The organism is Pseudomonas sp. Pdm06 (assembly GCF_014851795.1).
Taxonomy (GTDB): Bacteria; Pseudomonadota; Gammaproteobacteria; order Pseudomonadales; family Pseudomonadaceae; genus Aquipseudomonas; species Aquipseudomonas fluorescens_AA.
The window spans coordinates 364,080-384,528 of the sequence record NZ_JACVAH010000003.1; the positions used below are offsets into that span (position 1 = coordinate 364,080).

16 protein-coding genes are annotated in these 20,449 nt (G+C 62.3%); 7 read left to right on the forward strand and 9 right to left on the reverse strand.

Translation table 11 applies throughout. From position 1 onward, the window contains the following. Positions 1 to 3: 3 nt before the first annotated feature. The gene (locus tag IB266_RS07205; protein WP_192260714.1) at positions 4 to 459 is read right to left on the reverse strand and encodes a winged helix-turn-helix transcriptional regulator; all 456 of its coding nucleotides are present in this window, start codon (positions 457 to 459) and stop codon (positions 4 to 6) included. A gap of 275 nt (positions 460 to 734) precedes the next feature. On the opposite strand from IB266_RS07205, the gene IB266_RS07210 reads away from it, so the two are divergent. Next, positions 735 to 1,991 (forward strand): MFS transporter, encoded by a 1,257-nt coding sequence (locus IB266_RS07210; protein ID WP_318646587.1) that lies wholly within the window; start codon positions 735 to 737, stop codon positions 1,989 to 1,991. On the opposite strand, the gene IB266_RS07215 is transcribed toward IB266_RS07210, so the two are convergent. Further along, positions 1,916 to 2,806 carry a LysR family transcriptional regulator gene (locus tag IB266_RS07215; RefSeq protein WP_003200706.1) on the reverse strand — a complete coding sequence of 297 codons (891 nt, stop codon included), beginning with the start codon at positions 2,804 to 2,806 and terminating at the stop codon, positions 1,916 to 1,918. The two genes, IB266_RS07210 and IB266_RS07215, sit on opposite strands and share 76 nt — an antisense overlap. A 167-nt stretch (positions 2,807 to 2,973) precedes the next feature. Between IB266_RS07215 and IB266_RS07220 the strand changes: the two genes are divergently transcribed. The 5 genes from IB266_RS07220 to IB266_RS07240 all read left to right on the forward strand — a co-directional run bounded on the left by IB266_RS07220 (position 2,974) and on the right by IB266_RS07240 (position 9,742). After that, positions 2,974 to 4,056 carry a 4-oxalomesaconate tautomerase gene (locus tag IB266_RS07220; protein ID WP_192260715.1) on the forward strand — a complete coding sequence of 361 codons (1,083 nt, stop codon included), beginning with the start codon at positions 2,974 to 2,976 and terminating at the stop codon, positions 4,054 to 4,056. Positions 4,057 to 4,097: 41 nt separating this feature from the next. Continuing rightward, complete coding sequence (locus tag IB266_RS07225) at positions 4,098 to 5,423, forward strand: dicarboxylate/amino acid:cation symporter (protein WP_192260716.1); 1,326 nt, start codon at positions 4,098 to 4,100, stop codon at positions 5,421 to 5,423. Positions 5,424 to 5,563: 140 nt separating this feature from the next. Continuing rightward, positions 5,564 to 6,868, forward strand: a complete 1,305-nt coding sequence (locus IB266_RS07230; RefSeq protein ID WP_060742757.1) for a CitMHS family transporter — start codon at positions 5,564 to 5,566, stop codon at positions 6,866 to 6,868. Between the two features lie 98 nt (positions 6,869 to 6,966). Continuing rightward, positions 6,967 to 8,220 carry an OprD family porin gene (locus IB266_RS07235; protein ID WP_192260717.1) on the forward strand — a complete coding sequence of 418 codons (1,254 nt, stop codon included), beginning with the start codon at positions 6,967 to 6,969 and terminating at the stop codon, positions 8,218 to 8,220. Positions 8,221 to 8,467: 247 nt separating this feature from the next. Continuing rightward, entirely contained in the window at positions 8,468 to 9,742 is a 1,275-nt protein-coding gene (locus IB266_RS07240) for an MFS transporter (RefSeq protein ID WP_225613446.1), read from the forward strand. 30 nt (positions 9,743 to 9,772) lie between these two features. On the opposite strand, the gene IB266_RS07245 is transcribed toward IB266_RS07240, so the two are convergent. From IB266_RS07245 to IB266_RS07255, 3 genes are read right to left on the reverse strand one after another with little or no spacing between them, the layout of a single operon-like run. Continuing rightward, positions 9,773 to 11,143 carry a sensor histidine kinase gene (locus IB266_RS07245; RefSeq protein WP_263864926.1) on the reverse strand — a complete coding sequence of 457 codons (1,371 nt, stop codon included), beginning with the start codon at positions 11,141 to 11,143 and terminating at the stop codon, positions 9,773 to 9,775. After that, entirely contained in the window at positions 11,136 to 11,822 is a 687-nt protein-coding gene (locus IB266_RS07250) for a response regulator transcription factor (RefSeq protein WP_192260720.1), read from the reverse strand. The genes IB266_RS07245 and IB266_RS07250 overlap by 8 nt, the downstream gene beginning before the upstream one ends. Continuing rightward, positions 11,822 to 12,619, reverse strand: coding sequence for a MipA/OmpV family protein (locus tag IB266_RS07255; RefSeq protein ID WP_192260721.1), 798 nt, complete (start codon positions 12,617 to 12,619; stop codon positions 11,822 to 11,824). Before IB266_RS07255 ends, IB266_RS07250 begins: the two co-directional genes overlap by 1 nt. 271 nt (positions 12,620 to 12,890) lie before the next feature. On the opposite strand from IB266_RS07255, the gene IB266_RS07260 reads away from it, so the two are divergent. Next, positions 12,891 to 14,852, forward strand: coding sequence for a methyl-accepting chemotaxis protein (locus IB266_RS07260; RefSeq protein WP_192260722.1), 1,962 nt, complete (start codon positions 12,891 to 12,893; stop codon positions 14,850 to 14,852). 43 nt (positions 14,853 to 14,895) lie between these two features. Here IB266_RS07260 and IB266_RS07265 read toward each other — a convergent pair whose 3' ends face one another. The 4 genes from IB266_RS07265 to IB266_RS07280 form a co-directional block, all read right to left on the reverse strand. Then, on the reverse strand, positions 14,896 to 15,651 hold the full coding sequence (locus IB266_RS07265; RefSeq protein ID WP_192260723.1) for an ABC transporter ATP-binding protein: 756 nt from the start codon (positions 15,649 to 15,651) through the stop codon (positions 14,896 to 14,898). Continuing rightward, a complete protein-coding gene (locus IB266_RS07270) occupies positions 15,645 to 16,706 on the reverse strand; it encodes a FecCD family ABC transporter permease (protein WP_063321700.1) in 1,062 nt (353 codons plus the stop codon). The genes IB266_RS07265 and IB266_RS07270 overlap by 7 nt, the downstream gene beginning before the upstream one ends. Then, complete coding sequence (locus IB266_RS07275; protein WP_192260724.1) at positions 16,703 to 17,890, reverse strand: ABC transporter substrate-binding protein; 1,188 nt, start codon at positions 17,888 to 17,890, stop codon at positions 16,703 to 16,705. The genes IB266_RS07270 and IB266_RS07275 overlap by 4 nt, the downstream gene beginning before the upstream one ends. 64 nt (positions 17,891 to 17,954) lie before the next feature. After that, positions 17,955 to 20,366 (reverse strand): TonB-dependent receptor, encoded by a 2,412-nt coding sequence (locus tag IB266_RS07280; RefSeq protein ID WP_192260725.1) that lies wholly within the window; start codon positions 20,364 to 20,366, stop codon positions 17,955 to 17,957. Positions 20,367 to 20,449: the final 83 nt, after the last annotated feature.

Below are 20,449 nucleotides of genomic sequence, written 5' to 3' on the forward strand. Positions count from 1 at the left end.
GCTTTACGATTCGCCGTCAACAAGTCTCAATCTGTGGCAATCAAAGGGTCCAAGTTTTTCGCCACGTGCCGAGCGCACTTCCATCGGCATGAGGGCCTGGCCGGTGGCGTTGTCCAACAGCACGGAACGGGTTTCCCCCGGCTCGAACAGGAAACGTTCGCCCCACTGTCGCAGGCTGACCACCACCGGAAAGATCTCCCGGCCTTTCTCTGTCAGGACGTACTCCTTGTAGGCGCTCCCATCCGAGGCGGGTCGAACGTCGAATACGCCGGCCTCGACCAAGGCTTTGAGTCGCGAAGCCAGAATGTTCTTGGCCACGCCCAGGCTCTTTTGAAATTCGCTGAATCGACGGATGTCGTCGAATGCGTCGCGGATGATCATCAGTGACCAGCGATCACCCATCACATCCAGTGTCCTGGCGACCGGGCATTCGTTGTTTTGCGATGAAGCGGTTTCCATTTTATTGACCCTCTGGAAAGCATTGCCAAGTTGGCCGGAATTTTGTGGTTGCAAATTGAAACCTGATCAAGCAACAATTCAGACAGGTTTTTAATTGAAACCAGTTTAGCGCCAAGGAGACGTGCATGACAGCAGAGGCCGACTGTTTCACCCAGCAGCCTTCGGAAAGTCAGGGTGACGAGGGAGCTTGCTCTCGCTGGCCTGTAGGAGCTGACGAGCGAAGCGAGGCTGCGATCTTTCCCTCGACGCTTGAGTCTCAAGCGAAAGATCAAAAGATCGCAGCCTTCGGCAGCTCCTACACGGGGTCATCGGGGCTTTCGCCTTCGCTCACGTTATTGTTTTCCGTGACCTGCGCCCTGGCCGTCGCCAATGTCTACTTTGCCCAACCCTTGCTCGCCTCGATGGCCGAGAGCCTGGGTGTCGCTTCCGGATTGATCGGGGGAGTGGTGACGGCCACCCAGGTGGGGTACGCGCTGGGGTTGCTGTTCATCGTCCCGCTGGGGGACAGGGTCGACCGTAAACGGCTGGTTTTCGCGCAATTGGTGTTGTCAGCCATCGCGCTGGCGGCCGTCGGCGCAGCCCAGCATTGGTTGGCTTTGCTGGGCGCCATGGTCGTGATGGGGTTGCTGGCGGTGGTCGTCCAGGTGCTGGTGGCCTATGCCGCCGTGCTGTCCTCGCCATCCCAACGGGGACAGACCGTGGGCACCGTCACCAGTGGCATTGTCCTGGGGATTCTCCTGGCGCGGTTCACCTCCGGGGTGATCGCCGACCTGGCGGGCTGGCGCGGGGTTTATTTCGTGTCCTCGGGCTTGATGCTGGCCATCGCGGCAGTGTTCTGGGTCGTGGTGCCCGCCGCTGTGTCGCCCCGTCACCGGCAGCCCTACCTGGCGCTCATCCGCTCGCTGTTCGTGCTGTTCGTGACCGAGCCGATGCTACGGACCAGAGGCCTGCTGGCCTTGCTGATCTTTGCCGCTTTTTCGGTGTTGTGGACTGCGATGGTGCTGCCGTTGAGCGCCGCGCCGCTGTCACTTTCACACACGGCCATTGGCCTGTTTGGCCTGGCGGGTGTCGCCGGTGCCCTGGCGGCCAGAAGCGCCGGTCGTTGGGCGGATCAAGGTTTTGGACAACGGGTTACCGGTTTGTCGCTGGGGCTCCTGACGTTCTCCTGGCTGCCCATCGCGTTTACCGAGAGCTCCCTGATCGCACTGGTCTGCGGCGTGGTGCTACTCGACTTCGCGGTACAAGCCGTGCACGTTACCAACCAGAGCCTGATTTTCGCCGCGCGGCCCGACGCCCAGAGTCGCATGGTCGGTGCCTACATGTGTTTCTACTCGGTGGGCAGCGCATTGGGCGCGACCGCCGCGACCCAGGTCTATGCGCTGTGGGGCTGGATGGCGGTCAGCCTGCTGGGCGCCTCGATCAGCCTCGCCGCGCTGGTGGTGTGGAGACGCTCGCTTCATTGCGGCCACTGCTCAAGCAGGATCGAGACGAATTTCTCCGCGGCCGGGGAGAGCGATGCGCCCCGGCGGTAGACCAGGCCCAGGGAGCGGTTTACCACCGGCTCGATCAGCGGCACGCTGACCAGGGTTGGATGATCCCCGGCCGGCATGGCCAGGCTGGGCATCGCCGACACGCCCAGGCCGGCCTCGACCAGTCCCAGCGACGTAGACAAGTGCTGAACTTCGTAGAACCACTGTGGGCGCCAGCTCAGGCCCGACAGCGCGTGGTCCAGCAGCATGCGGTTGCCGCTCAGGCGCCCGACCCCGATCAGCCGATAGTCGCTGAGTTCCGACCAGGTGACCGCACTGCGTTCAGCCAATTCATGGTCGCGTCGGCAGGCCAGCACAAAGGGTTCGTTGACCAGGGGCACGAACTCGATGTCCGGGTGCTGGCCGCTCATCATGTTGATGCCGAAGTCGGCTTCGCCGCGCAGCACGGCTTCGAGCCCTTCGTTGGCGCTGAGGTCGAGCAGGCGGATGCGGATTTTCGGGTAGCGCTCGTTGTAGAGGCGGATCACCGAAGGCAGGAAATAGAACGCCGCCGTGGGGATGCACGCCAAGGTCACCCGGCCGATCTGCCGCTCCGCCAGCTCGCGGATGTTGAGAATCGAGTCGTCGAAATCATCCAGCAGGCGCCGCGCCTTGGGCAGGAAGTCACGGCCGACACTCGTCAGGCTGACCTTGCGGGTCGTGCGATCGAGCAAAGCGGTTCCCAGGCCTTCCTCGAGTTTTTTCATCCGTCGGCTCAGGGCCGGTTGTGACAGATGCAGCGCATCGGCAGCTTCGTGGAAACTGCCCAGTTCGGCGATTTTCACGAAAGATCGTATGTCCTGGAGCTCATATTCCATGTTCTACCTCACCGCAGAGGGGATGCGCAGTGCAAATCATCGTAAAGTAATTCATTTGTGAAACGCAATAATCTCTCTGATCTTTGCATTGGAAACACTTTTCAAACTTTGCCACTCTTGTGTCCAGAGCATCAATTATCCAGATTGATCAACAAGAGTTAGTGATCATGCAGCGAATTCCTTGTGTGCTAATGCGCGGCGGTACGTCCAAAGGCCCGGTGTTTCTCGCCTGGGATCTGCCGGTCGCCATCGCCGAACGTGACGAGCTGCTGCTCAACCTGATGGGCTCCGGCCACGAGCTGGAAATCGACGGCATCGGTGGCGGCAGCCCACAGACCAGCAAAGTGGCGATCGTCAGCCCATCGCTGCACCCTGACGCGGATGTCGATTATCTGTTCGTCCAAGTCATGGTTTCCCAGCGTCGGGTCGATACCGCCCCCAACTGCGGCAACATGCTCTGCGCCGTCGGCCCGTTCGCCATCGAGCAGGGGCTGGTCAAGCCTTCCGGCGACCTGACCCGGGTGCGCATTCGCAACCTCAACACCGGGACTTTCGTGAATGCCGAAGTGCAAACCCCGCAAGGCAAGGTCAGCTATGAAGGCGACACCGCCATCGACGGCGTGCCTGGCACAGCCGCTCCGGTACAACTGACGTTTCTCGATGCGGCGGGCAGCAAGACGGGGAAACTCTTCCCGACCGGGCAACTCCTGGACCTGATCGACGGCATTCCGGTGACCTGCATCGACATGGCGATGCCGATGATGATCGTCGAGGCCAGCCAGCTCGGTAAACGCGGTGACGAAAGCCCTGCCGAACTGGACGCCGATAAAGCCTTCCTGCAGCGGCTGGAGTCCTTGCGGTTGAAAGCCGGCCTGGCGATGGGCCTGGGCGATGTCAGCGACAAGGTCATTCCCAAGCCGGTGCTGGTGTCTCCGGCCAAGTGCGGCGGGACGATCCAGGTGCGCTACTTCATGCCGCACAACTGTCACCGCGCCCTGGCGATCACCGGCTCCATCGGCCTGGCCACGGCGTGCGTAACCGAAGGCAGCGTCGTTGCACAGTTGCTCGGCAACGTCAGTGAACCGCGCTTGCAACAGGTTCGGATCGAACACCCAAGTGGCGGTATTGATGTCGTACTGTCCTACACCGGTGAAAAGGGTGAGACCATTCGGGCTTCGGTAGTACGTACCGCGCGCCGGCTTTTCTCAGGTTACGTCTACGCCACGGCGTCCCAACGGCTGGCCGGGTAGCCCTGGTCGCCAGGGTCTTTTGCATCAGAACAATTCTAAAAATGGGTGATGCCATGAAAGTTGTTAAATCGCTCTACTTCCAGATCATCTGCGCCGTGCTGCTGGGCGTGGTCGTCGGGCACTTCTGGTCGCAACAGGCAATTGCCTTGAAGCCGCTGGGCGATGCCTTCATCAAACTGATCAAGATGATGATTGCGCCAGTGGTGTTCTGCACCATTGTCACTGGCATCGCCGGTATGAGCGACAAGCGCTCGCTGGGGCGTTTGTTGAGCAAGACCATGCTGTTGTTCCTGGCGCTGACGGTGATCAGCCTGATCATCGGCCTGGTGTCGGTCTACCTGTTCAAGCCCGGCGCGGGCATGAACATCGACCCGACGCAGTTGAGTACCCAGGGGCTGTCGCAGTACACCGAATCCGCCGCGAAACTGAGCGTGGTGGACTTCTTCATGCACATCATTCCCGACACCTTCATCGGCGCCTTCAATAAAGGCGAGGTGCTGCCGGTGCTGTTTATCGCGGTGCTCTGCGGTTTTGCCCTATCGTCCCTGGGCGAGCGCGGCAAACCTGTGCTGGAGGTCCTGGAATCGGCTTCGCACATGGTGTTCAAGATTTTCTCCTACCTGATGCGTTTCGCTCCGATTGGCGCTTTCGGGGCCTTGGCCTTCACGGTGGGGCAGTACGGCATCACGTCGCTGGGCTCGCTGGCCAAGTTGATCATGACCTTGTATATCGCCTGCGCCTTCTTCGTCTTCGTGGTGTTGGGCAGCCTTTGCCGCGCCCACGGTTTCAGCCTGTGGAAGCTGTTGCGTTATCTGCGTGAAGAGTTCCTGGTGGTGCTCGGCACGTCCTCGACTGAACCGGTAATGCCGCGGATGTTGGAAAAACTCCAGGCCCTGGGGTGCAAGAAAGGGGTCGTGGGGCTGGTGCTGCCGACCGGCTACTCGTTCAACCTCGACGGCACGGCGATCTATCTGTCGCTGGCGGCGATCTTCATTGCCCAGGCCTGCAACATCGACCTGACGCTGACCCAGGTCATCACCATGCTGGCGATCATGCTGCTGTCGTCAAAGGGTGCCGCGGGTGTGACCGGCAGCGGGTTTGTCGCCCTGGCCTCGACCTTGACGGTCATCCACGACATTCCCCTGGCGGGCCTGGCCCTATTGATCGGGATCGACCGGTTCATGTCCGAAGCGCGGGCGTTGACCAGCCTGGCGAGCAACGCCGTCGCGACCGTGGTGATCTCCCTCTCGGAGAATGCCTGTGACCGCGAAGTGCTGTTGCAGACCCTGGATGGCAAACCCGCCCTGGCACAGACCCCGGCAACGGACTCGAGCTGGGACGGCGCGAAGGTCGCCAAACACATCTAGCCGCTCACGGCTGACTCGACAGCACCGCAAGCTCATTCGATACCTCTGCGCCAGGCACACTTCAGCGTGTTGCCTGGCGGGTGGGAGGGCGTGTGCCTGGGTGTCTGCCAAGCTACTCATAACAACAAGAGATCTGACATATGCTCGCTTTACTTGGCTTGGCCATGGTGGTGGTCTTCACCTTCCTGATAATGACCAAACGGTTGTCCCCGATTGTCGCCCTGACGGTAGTGCCCATCGTCTTTGCCGTGCTCGGCGGCTTTGGCGGGACCACCGGCAAGATGATGCTGGACGGCCTGAAAATGGTCGCGCCCTCGGCGGCACTGCTGTTGTTCGCGATCCTGTTTTTCGGCCTGATGATCGACGCCGGTCTGTTCGACCCGCTGATCCGCAAGATCCTCAAGCGGGTCAATGGCGACCCGATGAAAATCGCCGTGGGCACCGCGCTGCTGTCGCTGTTGGTGGCACTGGACGGTGACGGCACGACGACCTACATGATCACCTGTGCCGCGATGCTGCCGCTGTATAAGCGCATCGGCATGAACCCGATGATCCTGGCGACCATTTCCATGCTCTCCCTGAGCATCATGAGCGGCATGACCCCTTGGGGCGGCCCGGCGACCCGTGCGATCGCAGCGCTGGGCCTGGATGCCGGTGAGTATTTCGTGCCGTTGCTGCCGACCATGATCGGCGGTGCGATGTGGGTGGTGTTCACGGCCTTCCTGCTGGGCCGTGCCGAGCGCAAGCGTATCGGCAACGTCCAGCTGCAAAGCGGTGGCGGTGACTGCTACATCAACGCGATCATCGAGGACACGCCACACAAGCGCCCGAAACTGGCCTACGTCAACCTGCTGCTGGTGGTTGCGGTGATGGTCGCGCTGGTGATGGGGCTCATGCACTCGGCGATTCTGTTCCTGATCGGTTTCGTCCTGGCGCTGATGATCAACTATCCGCAACTGGATATTCAGAAGGAGCGCATTCTCGCCCATTCGGGTAACGCCATGACCGTGGTCCTGCTGGTGTTTGCTGCGGGCATCTTCGCCGGGATCTTCTCCGGAACGAAAATGGTCGATGCGCTGGCACAGACCCTGGTCGATTGGATTCCGCCTTCCTGGGGCCATCTGTTCCCGCTGGTGGTGGCGATTACCAGCATGCCGCTGACCTTCGTATTGTCCAACGATGCCTACTACTTCGGTGTCGTGCCGATCCTGGCCAACGCCGCGGCTGCCTACGGGATCGATCCGGTGGAAATTGCCCGGGCCTCCATTCTCGGCCAGCCGGTGCACCTGATGAGCCCGCTGGTGGCCTCGACCCTGTTGCTGGTGGGCATGGTCGACCGCGACTTGGGCGACTTCCAGAAAGCCACCGTCAAGTGGGCGGTGCTCACGTCCCTGGTGATTACCGCGCTGGCCTTGCTGACCGGGGCGCTGACGCTGTTTTCCTGATTCACCCGACACACACTTTTATCTTTCTGCCCTGACATGCCCTCGCAAGCGGGTGTGCGCCGGCCTGCGTGCCCAATAACAACAACGAGTAGCCAGACATGACCATTTTGCTGACCCGCGGGGCTTTGTTTCCAATCCTTGGCCTGTTGCCCCTGGCCACGGCCAGCGCCGAAGGTTTCATCGATGACAGCAAGCTGAAGCTGCAATTGCGCAACGTCTACTTCAACGAAAATTTCCGCGACGAGCACGGTATGAGCGCCCGGGCGGCGAGGACCGCCAAGAGTGAGCGCACCGAATGGGCCCAGGGCTTCCTGCTGGATTACCAGTCAGGCTTTACGCCGGGCACCCTCGGCTTCGGGGTCGATGCCCTGGGCCTGCTCGGGGTCAAGCTCGATTCCGGGCGTGGTCGCAGTGGCACCGGTCTGCTGCCGGTGCATGACGACGGTCGCGCCGCCGACGAGTTCGCCAGTGCGGGCATGACCGCCAAGGCCCGGCTGGCCAAGACCACGCTCAAATACGGTACCTTGCTGCCCAAGACCCCGGTGCTGGTCTACAACGATGCGCGGCTGTTGCCCCAGACTTACCAAGGCACCCAGATCAGCAGCAACGACATTGACAACCTCACCGTCACCGGCGGACACCTGGAGCGTTTCAAGCTGCGGGATTCGAGTGACAGCATGCCCATCGTGCCGGACGGCTACGGCGGCGATAAGTCCGGTGACTTCAGCTATGCCGGCGCCGACTACAAGCTGGGCAAGCACATCCGCCTGAGCTACTTCTATGGCGAGCTGGAGAATTTCTATCGACAGAACTTCGTTGGCATCCAGCATGATCTGCCCCTGGGCGCCGGGGTATTGACCAGCGACCTGCGCTACTTCAACAGCGTCGATTCGGGGTCGGCCTACGGCGGCAAGATCGACAACGACATGCTCAGCGGGTCGCTGTCCTATGCCGTTGCCGGCCACACACTGAGCGCCGGTTACCAGACCCTCAGCGGCGAGGCGGGCCTGCCTTACGTCAGCGGCGCCACGGTGTACTCCTTCAGCAACGTCGGGATCGGCAAGTTCATCGAGGAAGACGAGAAGACCTGGATGCTCGGTTACGGCTACGACTTCGCGCGCCTCGGTGTGCCCGGCCTGACGTTCTCCACCCGCTACCTGAGCGGCAACGACGGTAAGTCCGACACCACGGTCAAAGAGTGGGAACGTGACGCAGAGATCGCCTATGTGGTGCAGCAGGGTACGTTCAAGGGGCTGGGGGTGAAGTTGCGAAACTACGTTTATCGCTCGGACTTTTCCCGTGGCCGTGACAGCAACCGGGTCTACTTTACCTACGACATCGCTCTTTGGTAGGTCATGCAGTTCACCTAAGAAACAACGATGGACCTGTGGCGAGGGAGCTTGCTCCCGCTCGGCTGCGAAGCAGTCGTGAACCGGCGGGTGCGGTGTGTCTGTGTTACGCGTTCGGCAGGTTTTGGGGTCGCTTCGCGACCCAGCGGGAGCAAGCTCCCTCGCCACGGTTTTCTCAGTGGCCCCGCGCTCATCACGGTGGCCCGGTTCGATTCTTTGCGACATCATTGCGTCAATTTTCTTTGGGGCAATGCCCGTCGAGGCCGCTGTGGATCGAAACCGAGACCGACGCAACAACCTTTCCCTGGATGGCCTGAATTTTTTCCTCGCGGATGTGCGCGATGGTTTGGGTCCTTATCTGGCGATCTACCTGCTGGCGGTGCATCGCTGGGACCCGGCCAGCATCGGCGTGGTGATGACGGTGGCGGCCATGGCCGGGCTCGTCGCCCAGGCGCCCGCCGGCGCGTTGATCGACCGGGTGCGCAGTAAGCGTGCCGTGGTGGCCGTGGCGGCCTTGGCGGTGACGCTGGGGTGCCTGGTGCTTCCGTTCACGTCGTCCTTTGGCCTGGTGGCATTGACTCAGGCCATCGGCGCCGTGGCAGCGTCAGTCTTTGCGCCGGCTATCGCGGCGATTTCCCTGGGCATTACCGGCGCCAAGGCCTTTACACGGCGCACGGGGCGCAACGAAACATTCAATCACGCGGGCAATGCCTGCGCCGCGCTGCTGGCGGGTGGGTTCGCCTGGTTGTTCGGTCCCATCGCGGTGTTCTACCTGATGGCCGCCATGGCATTGGCGAGCATCGTGGCGGTCAGTTGCGTGTCCGCCGAGGCCATCGACCATGACGTGGCACGGGGCCTGGAGGCGGGCCAACTGGTTCACGGCCCTGTACCCTCGACGCTGCGGGTCCTGCTGGATAACCGTACGCTGCTGTTGTTCGCCATTTGCTGCGGGCTGTTCCACCTGGCGAACGCGGCGATGCTCCCGCTGGTCAGCCAGAAGCTCGCCCAGGCCAATGTGCACCTGGCCACGCCGTTGACATCGGCTTGTATCGTTGCGGCGCAACTGGTCATGGTGCCCATGGCGTGGCTGGTGGGCGTCAAGGCCGATGCCTGGGGCCGCAAGCCGTTGCTGCTGGCCGGCTTCCTGATCCTGCCCATCCGCGGCGTGTTGTACGTGCTCTCGGACGACCCCTACTGGTTGGTGGCGGTGCAACTGCTGGACGGTATTGGTGCCGGGCTGTTTGGCGCGCTGTTTCCCCTGGTGGTCAAGGACCTGACCCAGGGCACCGGGCGCTTCAACGTCAGTCTCGGGGTGTTGTCGACGGTGTTCGGGCTCGGCGCCGCGTTGAGCAACAGCCTGGCCGGCTTCGTGGTGCAAGGGGCTGGCTACAGCGCGGCGTTCCTGACCCTGGCGGCGATTGCCGCGCTGGCATTCGGCCTGTTGCTGGCGATGCCCGAGACCTTCAGGCCAAGCCGCGTGTCCCAGGCCGACACCCTTGCGTTGCCCGACGGCGGGGTCGCCTGAGGCCGCGTACCCGGTTCGACCCCGCGCTGTTCAAGCCCGGGCGGGGTCGCTGGCGTGTTCCCGGCGAGACAATTGAAGCAGCAGTCCTGGTTCCGCTCTTGTGGCTGAAAGCGTCCAGCCATGGGCCTGGGCGATTTCCTGGCAGATCGTCAGGCCCAGGCCGGCGCCATGGTCGCGGCGATGGGGCCCGCGCCAGAAGCGCACGAACAGCTGCGGCAGTTGCTCCCGATCAACCCCGGGGCCCCAATCGCGTACGCTCAGGTGATCCTTGCCGATGTCCACTCGCACCTCGGTGCCTCGAGGGGCGTGTTGGAGGGCGTTCTCCAGCAGGTTTTTCAGCAAGGTGAAGAGGGCGCTGCGATCAGCCTGCCAGGGGGCAACGCCCGTGCAATCGTCGGCCAGCACCAGGCGTACGTCGACGGCTTCGGCCATGCGCTGTAGATAGTCGGCGGCTTCTTTCGCGACATCGGCCAGTTCGACCGCGGCAAACCTATAGTTCTGCGCCTCGCTGGCTTCGGTCAACAGCAGCAGTTGCTGGGCTTGGCGGGTCATGTGGGCGACGTCGTTGAGGAGCGCGCTGCGATCGGGACTGTCTGCCATCAATTCGATCTGCGCGCGTATCAGCGCCAGCGGTGTCTTCAACTCGTGCGCCGCTGTCGCCAGAAATTCCTGCTGGATCCGGTAGCCATTTTCCAGGCGCTGGAGGACCCGATTGAAACTGTCCACCAGTGGCAAGACTTCGGAAGGTACGCGGCTGACCTGCAAGCGCGAATGCAGCGAGCGAGGCGAGATGGCCGCGGCCGACTCGGACACTTCGCGCAAGGGCTTGAGCGTATAACCCAGGATGACATAGGCGCAGGCACCAAAGACGAAGAGCAGTACCAGGCTGAACAGGACGATGCCGGCCCCCATGAAGGGCAGCGCGAAGGCGCCGTGAAAGAGGTCCATCAACCGTTCGCTGACGGCAAGCTGCAAGAACCAGGTCTGGCCGTCGTGTTCGACTGGCGCGGTGGCACCGTACATCAAGATGCCCTGGCGCTCGAACTTGAACGGTTCGTGCTCCAAAGGGTGCAGCGAGGCACTCGCTGGCCAGAAGGTCGCATCGGTGGACGCCAGGGCCACGTTTGCCGAGGCGTCCAGCACGCGGTAGCCGATTTCCTGTCCCATGCTGTCATAGGTCCAGATTCGATCCGCCTCGCTGGGGTCGAATCCGACCGGGCGCCCGCCAGCATCGAACTGGAGTTTCTCCGCCAGCTCCTGGGTGCGTTCGGCCATGTTCATGACCGACAGGATGTCGCTCTGTGAGCTGACCAGGGCCAACGCCGCCGACACGATCAACAGAATGCTCAGCGCCACGCCGGCGATATAGGCCAGCAGCACCTTGAACCGGAGGCTACTCAACCACGTCGACCTGGCGGAGCGCATAACCGAGACCTCGCAAGTTGACAATGCGTTGGCGGGAGCCGATGGCAAGCAGCTTGCGGCGGATACGGTGCAGGGCCACGTCCAGGGCGTTCGGCGTGACCGCCTCGCTCAAACCCCAGCCCGCCGCCTCTATGCTGGGGCGGCGGACGATTTCCCCAGGCTTGCGCAACAGCAGCAACATGATCTGCATTTCCGCCGGCGCCAGGGTAATGCTTTCATTCGCACAGCACATAGTGCCGGTCTCGGGTTGCAGGCTCAGGTCACCGTGGCTGGGTGCCAGTGGGCGGCAGTCCACGGGGCGCCGCAGCAAAGCCCGCACCCGGGCAACCATTTCATCCATGGCAAACGGCTTTGGCAGATAGTCATCGGCACCGGCATCGAGCCCCTGTACCCGATCATGCAGGGCATCCCGTGCCGTGAGCACCAGGCACGGCAGGCCAAGCCCGGCGCTGCGCAGGCGCTTCAACAAGACAAGCCCGTCGCCGTCCGGCAAGCCGCGATCGAGGATCAGCGCCTGGTAGGGCACCCGCTGGATGGCTGCCCATGCACCGTCCATGCGGTTGATCACATCGACGGCGATCCCGGCGTTCGTCAATCCCGTGCTGACCAGTTGGGCCAAGCGTTCGTGGTCCTCGACCAACAGAATGCGGCTCATCAGAAGCGGTACAGGTAGCCGAACAGCGCGCTGTTTTCGGTAGAACGATCTACCAGCGGGCTGTCCTTGATCTCGCTGGCGAAGCGGGTCGCCTTGATATCGAGGAACACAGAGTGGTGCTTATCGAACATGTAGTTTCCCCGGACGCCAAACTCGGTATTGAGGGCGGACTTGCCATCATAGGCCGCGCGATCGATGCGGGCTTCACTGTCGCGCACGCCAAAATAATAATCGACGTATTTCTTGTCCTGCCACATCGCCGTCACGTGGGGCGTGAGGGTCATGTGCTCGTCGAGTCGCCAGGTCCGCTCCAGGCCCAGGTTGAAGCGCTGCCCCTTGCTGTTGCCCGATACATCCGCCAGCCACTCGGCGTGGGCGTCCACCCAGTCGGTGTGCCACTGCATTTTTGCTCCGGCCCAGAAGCTGCTTTTACGGTCGCTCATGCCATCGAAAACCCGCGAGTCATCGGCATCATAGCCACTGAAGTCGTACTGGCCCACGAGGCTGAAATCGATGTGCTGGGTGTCGTTGATCTCGAACTGCGACAGCTTGACCTCGGCGTTCGGGCCGAACACCCGCAGGTATTCGTTCTCGAAGTAGATCAGCGGTATCGCCTTGTTGTCACGATCGATGCCGGTATAGGGCTGCTGGCTGCTGATTGCGCCGACCCCCAGCCCCCAGGACGAAGACGGTTTGGCGGTTTCAGGTTCGGCGGCCTGTGCGGCCAGCGCTGAAGGGGGCGCAGTCAGTAGGATCAGGCTCGGGATGGTGGAAACGGCTAAGCGCAGCAAATGCATGGGGTGCTCCAACGGGACAGGATGAAATGCGCGCCTATCGTTGAGCGTCTTCCCTTACCGGATACTTACGGTTATTTGTCGAAAGCTTGACCTCGATCAAGGCAAATACATATTCCCGCTTCATGGCCGTTATATGTGCCAAGCGGTGCAATATCAGGGGTGATGGCTATTTGGTATTGCGCTAAGATCGCACCAAGTCAGCGTGTATAACAGCCTTCTTACAATAAGTTCACGCGTCACTAATTCATTTTTAAATGAGGCTTGAACGGAAATGCTCAGGAATGCACCGCTGCGTCTGAAACTTTTATTGATCCTGCTCCTTCCCTTGTTGGGATTCCTGATTTTGGCCGGCGTCTTTGTCGTGGACAACTACAAGACACTGCGTGATATGGACGCCACGGTCACCGCCAGCGCCACGGCGCAGAAGTTGAGTCAACTGATCACGGTATTGCAGCGTGAACGCGGCGCCAGCGGGGTGTTCCTGGGCAGCGCGGGCAAGTCCATGGGCGAGCGGATGATCCAGGCGCGTCAGGATTCCAATGCTTCTGTCGAGGTGGTGCGCCGGTTGTCTGCGTCGGGGAGCGCGCAATTGGACAACGTCCTCCAGGCCTTGGCGCAACTGCCCGCCATTCGTGGGCAAGTGGATAAGTTGGGTATCAGCAGCACCGAATCGGGTGTTCGTTATACCGAGATCATTCAAGCGCTCGTGGGCTATACCCACTCTTTGGAAGCGACGATCAACAACGCCACCATTGTTCATGCACTCGGTGCGCTCAATCAGTTTATCGAGATGAAAGAGCGGGCTGGACGCGAGCGGGTCGTGCTGGGCCTGGTATTCAGTCAGGACCGTTTCGACGAGACATTGTTGTCGCGCTTTAGCCGTAATCTCGGCGAGTTCTCTGCTTACTCCGACGCATTCCGTCGCCAGGCCCAGCCAGCCTTGCTTCAACAGTTTACCGAGCAGATGCTCAAACCCGCTGCGGTCGAAGTGGGCAAGTTGCAGCGCCTGGCTTTCGAAGTGCCATTGGGGCAGCCGCTGGGCATCAAGCCAGAGGCCTGGTTTGAACTCTCCACTCAGCGCATCGACATGATGGGCCAAGTGGAGGAAGCCCTCGGTCAAAACGTCAGCCGCCTGGCGGTACACGGGCGCGATGAAGCCAGCCGTGCGTTGTGGTTGACCCTCGGTGCGGTCGTCGTGGCGCTGCTGGCGGTGACGGTGCTGTCGTATGTGATCATCCGCATGATCGATTTGGCGGTACGCGATGTGAACCGGGCCCTGAACGGCCTGGCACAGCGTGATCTCACTGCCAGGGCCACGTACGAGGGTCGGGATGAATTCGGCCAGATCTCGCGCAACCTCAATCGCATGGCGCAGGAGATCAGCGAAGTCGTGCAGGAAATCGGCAATGCCACGGCGCAGGTGGCCACCGCCGCGCAAGAGTCTTCCACGGTGACGGTCCAGACCAGTGCGAGTGTCGAGCAACAGCGCCAAGGCACCGAGCAGGTGGCCACCGCGATCAATCAGATGAGCGCCACGGTGCGCGAGGTGGCGCAAAGTACCAACGATGCGGCGCACATGTCGCAACAGGTCAACCTCAGCACGGCGCAAGGGCGCGTGGAAATCGAAAGCACCATCGGGCTGATTCGCCAATTGTCCGGGCAGGCCGAGGAGACCGCGGGGATCATTGGTGATCTCAAGCTGGAAAGCGATGCGATCTCTTCCGTGCTCGACGTGATTCGCGGCATTGCCGAACAGACCAATCTGCTGGCGCTCAATGCGGCGATTGAAGCGGCGCGGGCCGGTGATCATGGGCGCGGGTTTGCGGTGGTCGCCTCCGAGGTGCGCACCCTGGCACAAAAGACGCAGGAGTCCACGGGCAATATTCAACAGATGATCAGCAACCTGCAAGCCGGGTCGGATCGTGCGGCGCTGTCCATGCAGCAGACCCTGGACAAGGCTCAGGACGGGGCGAGCAAAGTCGAGCGCGCGGGGGCGTTGTTGGTGGAGATCGCCGAGGGCGTGGCGACGATCAGCGACCGTAACATCCAGATCGCCTCCGCAGCCGAAGAGCAGAACGCGGTGTCCGAGGACATCAATCGTAACGTGAACGAGATCAATGACCTGGTGATCCAGGTGAGTGCCGGTGCCGAGCAGACGGCCATCACCAGCCAGGAACTGGCGCGCCTGGCCGAGCACCAGCAACAGTTGGTCAATCGCTTCAAGGTCGCCTAGTTCCTGCGGCCCCGGGCCTTTGGCGCAAGGCCCGGCTGTGCGTTCAAACGATATCGTCGATCAGGATGTGGCGCTCGCCGCGGCTGCACTGCTCGATCCGCGCTTCGACCTTGTAGACCTGGCGCAGCATCGACTCGGTAATCACCTCGGCGCTCGGGCCGCTGCCCTGGGCGGTGCTGTCGGCGATGACCAGCACTTGGTCGGCAAAGCGCAGCGCCTGGTTCAGGTCATGGATGGCGATGAACACAATGACCTGGCGTTTGCGCGCCAGGGCCCGCATGAAATTCAGCACCTGGACTTGCCGATGCATGTCCAGGGCGCTGGTCGGCTCATCCATCAACAGGATTTCCGGTTCGCGCACCAGGGTCTGGGCGATCGACACCAGTTGCTGCTGTCCGCCGCTAAGCTCTCCGAGATTACGGAACGACAACTCAGTGATGCCCAGCGCGGCGAGAATGTCGTCCACCAGCTTCAGTTCGTCATCGTGGACGACCCAGCCCGGCGTAAGCTGCTTGCGCGCCAGCAGCACCGACTCGTACACCGTCAACCGGGCACTGGCGTTCAAGCCCTGGGGCATGTAGCTGATGCCCTGCGGTCCCTTTTTCGAGCCCTCCAGGATCACCTGCCCGGGGCCGTCGATCAACCCGGCCATGCGCTTGAACAAGGTGGATTTGCCCGCCGCGTTGGGGCCGACTACCGCCACCACCTGGCCGCCGACAAAAGCTGCCGTGGTCACGCCGTGAATGACCGTGCGCTGGCCATAGCGGGCCCCGAGATTCTCCAGCCGGATCGTTACCATGAGTTTTTCTTCCCGCCGAGAATCAAGGATATGAAGAAGGGCACGCCGATCAGCGACGTCACCACGCCGATGGGGAAAATGGCCCCAGGGATCAGGGTTTTGCTGATCACCGAACTGGCGGACAGAATCAGGGCGCCGGTCAGCAACGACGCCGGCAGGAAGAACCGTTGGTCTTCACCGATCAGCATCCGCGCGATGTGCGGGCCGACCAGGCCGATGAAACCGATCGTGCCGACAAACGCCACCGGGAACGAGGCGAGCAAGCTGACCATGATCAGCGTCTGAAAGCGCAGGCTGCGCACGTTGATGCCGAAACTCGCGGCCTTGTCGTCCCCCAGCCGCAGCGCGGTCAAGGCCCAGGCGCGCCGGGCGAAAATCGGCAGGGTGACCAGGATCACCAGGCAGATCACCCCGAGCTTGGGCCAGGTGGCTTTGGTCAGGCTGCCCATCGTCCAGAACACCACGGCGGCCACGGCTTGCTCGGTGGCGAAGAATTGCACCAGCGCCAGCAACGCGTTGAAGGTGAACACCAGGGCGATGCCGAGCAGCACGATGGTCTCGGCGGTGACACCGCGGCGCAGGCTCAGGAAGTGGATCAGCAATGCCGACAGCATGGCCATGATGAACGCGTTCACCGGCACCATGTACTGCGCCGCCAATGGGAACAAGGCCACGCCAAACGCCAGCCCCATGGCCGCACCGAAACTGGCGGCAGCGGAAATGCCCAGGGTGAACGGGCTGGCCAGCGGGTTGTTGAGGATCGTCTGCATCTGCGCGCCGGCCAGCGACAACGCGGCGCCGACCGCGACAGCCATCAGCGCCACAGGCAGGCGGATGTCCCACATCACCACGCGAACCTGGGGCGAAGCGCTGTCCGGCGAAAACAGTGCGCCGAGCACTTCGTCGAGGCTGTAGCGTGCCGGCCCGAGGGCCAGGTCGAGCAGGACGCTGCAAATCAGCAACAGCGTGAGCCCGCCGAGGATAAGCCGCTTGCGCAACACCAGGCGTCGGTAGGTGTCACGCTGCATCACCAGGGTTTCGTTCAACGACGTCATGGCTTGTCCTCAGTCTGGTCCAGGCTGACGGCGTAACCCGGCTCATACGGGACCGGCAGGAACTGCTCGTGCAATTGGCGGAACGAGGCGTCCGGGTCCAGGTCGGCGAATAACGTCGGGTGGAACCACTTGGCCAATTGCTGGATGGCCACGAACTGATAGGGGCTGTTGTAGAACTGGTGCCAAATGGCGTGGAACGCCTGGTCGTCCTGGGCCTTGATGCCGGCGTAGGCCGGTCGCCGGGTGTACCACGCCAGTTTTTTCCTGGCTTGGGCCATGTCCGCCCCGGGGCCGACGCCGACCCAATGGCCACCGGGTGCAAAGGCTTCCCAGTTGGCGCTGGTGACCACCACCTGCGCCGGGTTGGCGACCACCACTTGCTCGGCATTCAACTGGCCGAACGTGGTGGGGATGATGCCTTTGGCGATGTTGTCGCCACCGGCCATTTCGACGAACAGGCCGAAATTCTCGTTGCCGAAGCTCAGGCAGCAATCATCGGTGTAGCCGCCGATGCGCTCGATGAAGACCTTGGGCCGGGCAGGGTGGCGCGCTTCAATGACGTCGGTGACCCGTCGAATCTGTTGGTTGCGAAAATCGATGAAGGCTTCGGCACGGGCTTGCTTGCCGAACAGTTGGCCGAACAGGCGCATGGTCGGCTCGGTGTTCTGCATCGGGTTGTTGCGAAAGTCCACGTAGACCACCGGGATGCCCAAGGCGTCGAGCTTCTCGATGTAGCGCGCATCCTCGGTGGCGTGCTGGGCTTCGATATTGAGGATGATCACATCCGGACGCTGGGAGATAGCCTGTTCGATGTCAAAGGTGCCGTCCTCGAACCCGCCGAAGGTCGGGATCTTGGCAATCTCGGGAAATTTGCGCAGGTAGGCGCCGTAGGTGTCCGGATCTGACTGGATCAGGTCCTTGCGCCAACCGACGATGCGTTCGATGGGGTTTTGCGTGTCCAGTGCCGCCACCAGGTACAACTGGCGGCCTTCGCCGAGGATCACCCGCCTGACCGGGAGATGGACCTTGACCTGGCGCCCGAGCAGGTCGGTCACGCTGCCCAGGGCAGGGTCCGCCTCGGCGGCCAGGGCGTTGCGGGGCGTCAGCGAAAGAAACGACACACCGAGCAGCCCGGCGAACAGCAGGGCGGCAAGGGTGTGAGGGCGGCGAAAAACGGTAACCATGGTTCATGCCTTTACAAAAGCCGGACCGGACAACGGCGCAAGTCGCCGCCCCGGCCCGCAGGTTTCAGAAATCAACGGTGGCGGATAACAACAGCGTGCGCGGTGCGCCTTGGGAAAACGCGCCATAGGACGCGACCCCCGACCAATAGGCGCGGTCAAAGACGTTCTGCACCGTGGCGCGAAATGTCGTGGGCCGTTCGGCAATGCGCGTGGCATAGCGGGTACCGACATCGAAGCGGGTCCAGGCATCCAGTTCCTGGGTGTTGGCCTGGTCGACGTACTGGCTGGCGGTGTAGATCGCGCCGCTGGTCAGTGTCAGCCCGTCGATGCCCGGGGTGTCCCACTCGGCCCAGAGATTGGCCTGGACCTTGGGCACGCCCACCGGTGTATTGCCGCGGTTGGCGGCCACGCTGGTGCGGGTCAGCTCCCCATCGAGTAGCGTCACACCACCGAGCAGGCGCGTGCCCCGGGCAATCTCGCCGGACAGGTTCAGTTCCACGCCACGGTTGCGTTGCTGGGCCTGGACCGAAAACACCCCGGACGACAATTCACCGCTGGGTTTCTTGATCTGGAACAGCGCCAGCGTGGCCATGAAACGCTCGTAGTCGAGCTTGAGCCCGATCTCCTGCTGGCGGGAAATGTAGGGTGAAAAAACTTCGTCGGCGTTCGTGGCGGCAGCCGGCGCGATGTCGCCCTTGCTCAGGCCTTCGATGTAGTTGTAGTACAGCGCGACATGGTCCCAGGGCTTGGCGACGATACCGAGCAGTGGCGTGGTCTTGCTTTTGTCGTAGGACGGGGTGGCAACGGTGGTGTTGTAGTTGTCCGACTGGATGCTTTGCCGGCGCAACCCGAGGGTGAGTTGCAGGCGCTCATCGAGCACCGACAAGGTGTCGGCCAGGGCAACGCCCGACAGTTCGCTCTCGGAGACTTTTGGCGTGTGAGGTTCGGCGATGTTGGGCCTGGGGCGGTCGACCGGGTGATAGATGTTCGAGAGGATGGCGGGGCCGGAAATAATGCCCCGGGACAATTCATCGCGATAACGGCTGACTTGCAGCACCGCGCGGTGGCTGACCGGCCCGGTGTCGAAGCCCAGGCGCGCGCCGGCATCGACGGTGTAGCGTTGGACGTTGAATTTGTAATAACCGGGAACCGATGACGTGTCGCCGGCGGCGTTGATGATGGTCGGGGTCTGGTCGGACATGCGCTCGACCTCGGATTTTCCGCCACCGGCGTGGGCAAACAGGGTCAGATTGTCGCTGAGGTCGTACTCGCCACTCAGTAACGCCGACTTGTCCCGGGCCCGGGAGCGCCCCCAGTCCTGGCTGACACTGGTGCGGCCGTTGGCGGCGGAGGGGATTTGCACGCCAGAGTCGATCAGGAAAGGGCGGGAGGCGGCGTCGAATTTTTCATCCTGGCTGATCAGGTCCAGGGTCATGCGCAGGCGATCCCCTTGGTAATCCAGGGACATGGCGCCGGTACCGACGTCTCGGGACTGCTTGTCGATGGCCGTGTCACCCTGCTGCAGGCTACCGTTGAGCCTGATCCCGAACCGGCGTTCCTCGCCAAAGCGCCGACTGACGTCGAGGTGGCCGCCCAGTTGCGAGTTCGTGGCGTAGCGGCTGGTGAATCGGGTCAGGTCCTCGTCGAGGGCGCGCTTGGGGACCACGTTGATCACTCCACCCACGGCGCTGTTGGGCGACATGCCATACAGCAGCGCGGCGGGCCCCTTGACCAGTTCGATGCGCTCGGCGTAATCGGTGAACACCCGGTAATTGGACGCCACGCCATACACGCCGTCGAAAGCCAGCTCCCCGAGGTTGCCTTCCCCCAACGGAAAACCGCGGATGAAGAACGAGTCGACGATGCCTCCCGCCTGACCAGTGGAGCGCACTGAAGCGTCGCGTTCCAGCAAGTCACCCACGGTGGTCGCCTGTTGATCCCTGATCATCGTCGAGGTGTAGCTGCTGACGCTGAACGGTGCATCCATCACATCGGCGTTGCCCAGCAGGCCGAGGCGTGCGCCGCGGGCGACCTGGCCGTTGGCGTCGGTAGGTGGCAGGTCGCTGCTGCGTCTGCCGGCGGCGTCGACGCTGATCTGCGGCAGGGACACCTGGCGCAGCACCAGTGTGTAGCTGCCATCGTCGCGGGCAACCATTTCCACGCCGCTGTCGGCCAGCAGATGGGTGAGTGCTTGCGTTGCCGGATAAGTGCCGGAAAGCCCCGGGCTGACCAGGCCCTCAGTGATCGAGGGCTGGAATGACAAGGCAATGTCGGCGGTCACCGCAAAGCTCGACAGGGCAGGGCCGAGCGGCCCCGGGGCGATGTCATAGGCGCGGGGGGCGACGGCTTCCAGTTGTGCGGGCACGGCGGCGAAGGCGAACGGCCCGGTGACCGTGCTCAACGCAAGGCTTAACAGCACACTGCGCATGACGTGCTTGGACGGACGATCCGGACGCAGGGGCCGCGCAACGAGCATGGATGGATGACCCTATGGACGAGATGAAATGGTTATTCCTTTCTTTGCCAGTTGAGATCAAAAAAAGTATCACCCGAGCAGCA

Coding starts and splice junctions, on each gene's coding strand:
- IB266_RS07215 (WP_003200706.1), bottom strand. CDS start 2,806: ATGGAATATGAGCTCCAGGACATACGATCTTTCGTGAAAATCGCCGAA.
- IB266_RS07280 (WP_192260725.1), bottom strand. CDS start 20,366: ATGCTCGTTGCGCGGCCCCTGCGTCCGGATCGTCCGTCCAAGCACGTC.
- IB266_RS07250 (WP_192260720.1), bottom strand. CDS start 11,822: ATGAGCCGCATTCTGTTGGTCGAGGACCACGAACGCTTGGCCCAACTG.
- IB266_RS07205 (WP_192260714.1), bottom strand. CDS start 459: ATGGAAACCGCTTCATCGCAAAACAACGAATGCCCGGTCGCCAGGACA.
- IB266_RS07255 (WP_192260721.1), bottom strand. CDS start 12,619: ATGCATTTGCTGCGCTTAGCCGTTTCCACCATCCCGAGCCTGATCCTA.
- IB266_RS07235 (WP_192260717.1), top strand. CDS start 6,967: ATGACCATTTTGCTGACCCGCGGGGCTTTGTTTCCAATCCTTGGCCTG.
- IB266_RS07275 (WP_192260724.1), bottom strand. CDS start 17,890: ATGGTTACCGTTTTTCGCCGCCCTCACACCCTTGCCGCCCTGCTGTTC.
- IB266_RS07260 (WP_192260722.1), top strand. CDS start 12,891: ATGCTCAGGAATGCACCGCTGCGTCTGAAACTTTTATTGATCCTGCTC.
- IB266_RS07240 (WP_225613446.1), top strand. CDS start 8,468: ATGCCCGTCGAGGCCGCTGTGGATCGAAACCGAGACCGACGCAACAAC.
- IB266_RS07220 (WP_192260715.1), top strand. CDS start 2,974: ATGCAGCGAATTCCTTGTGTGCTAATGCGCGGCGGTACGTCCAAAGGC.
- IB266_RS07270 (WP_063321700.1), bottom strand. CDS start 16,706: ATGACGTCGTTGAACGAAACCCTGGTGATGCAGCGTGACACCTACCGA.
- IB266_RS07265 (WP_192260723.1), bottom strand. CDS start 15,651: ATGGTAACGATCCGGCTGGAGAATCTCGGGGCCCGCTATGGCCAGCGC.
- IB266_RS07230 (WP_060742757.1), top strand. CDS start 5,564: ATGCTCGCTTTACTTGGCTTGGCCATGGTGGTGGTCTTCACCTTCCTG.
- IB266_RS07225 (WP_192260716.1), top strand. CDS start 4,098: ATGGGTGATGCCATGAAAGTTGTTAAATCGCTCTACTTCCAGATCATC.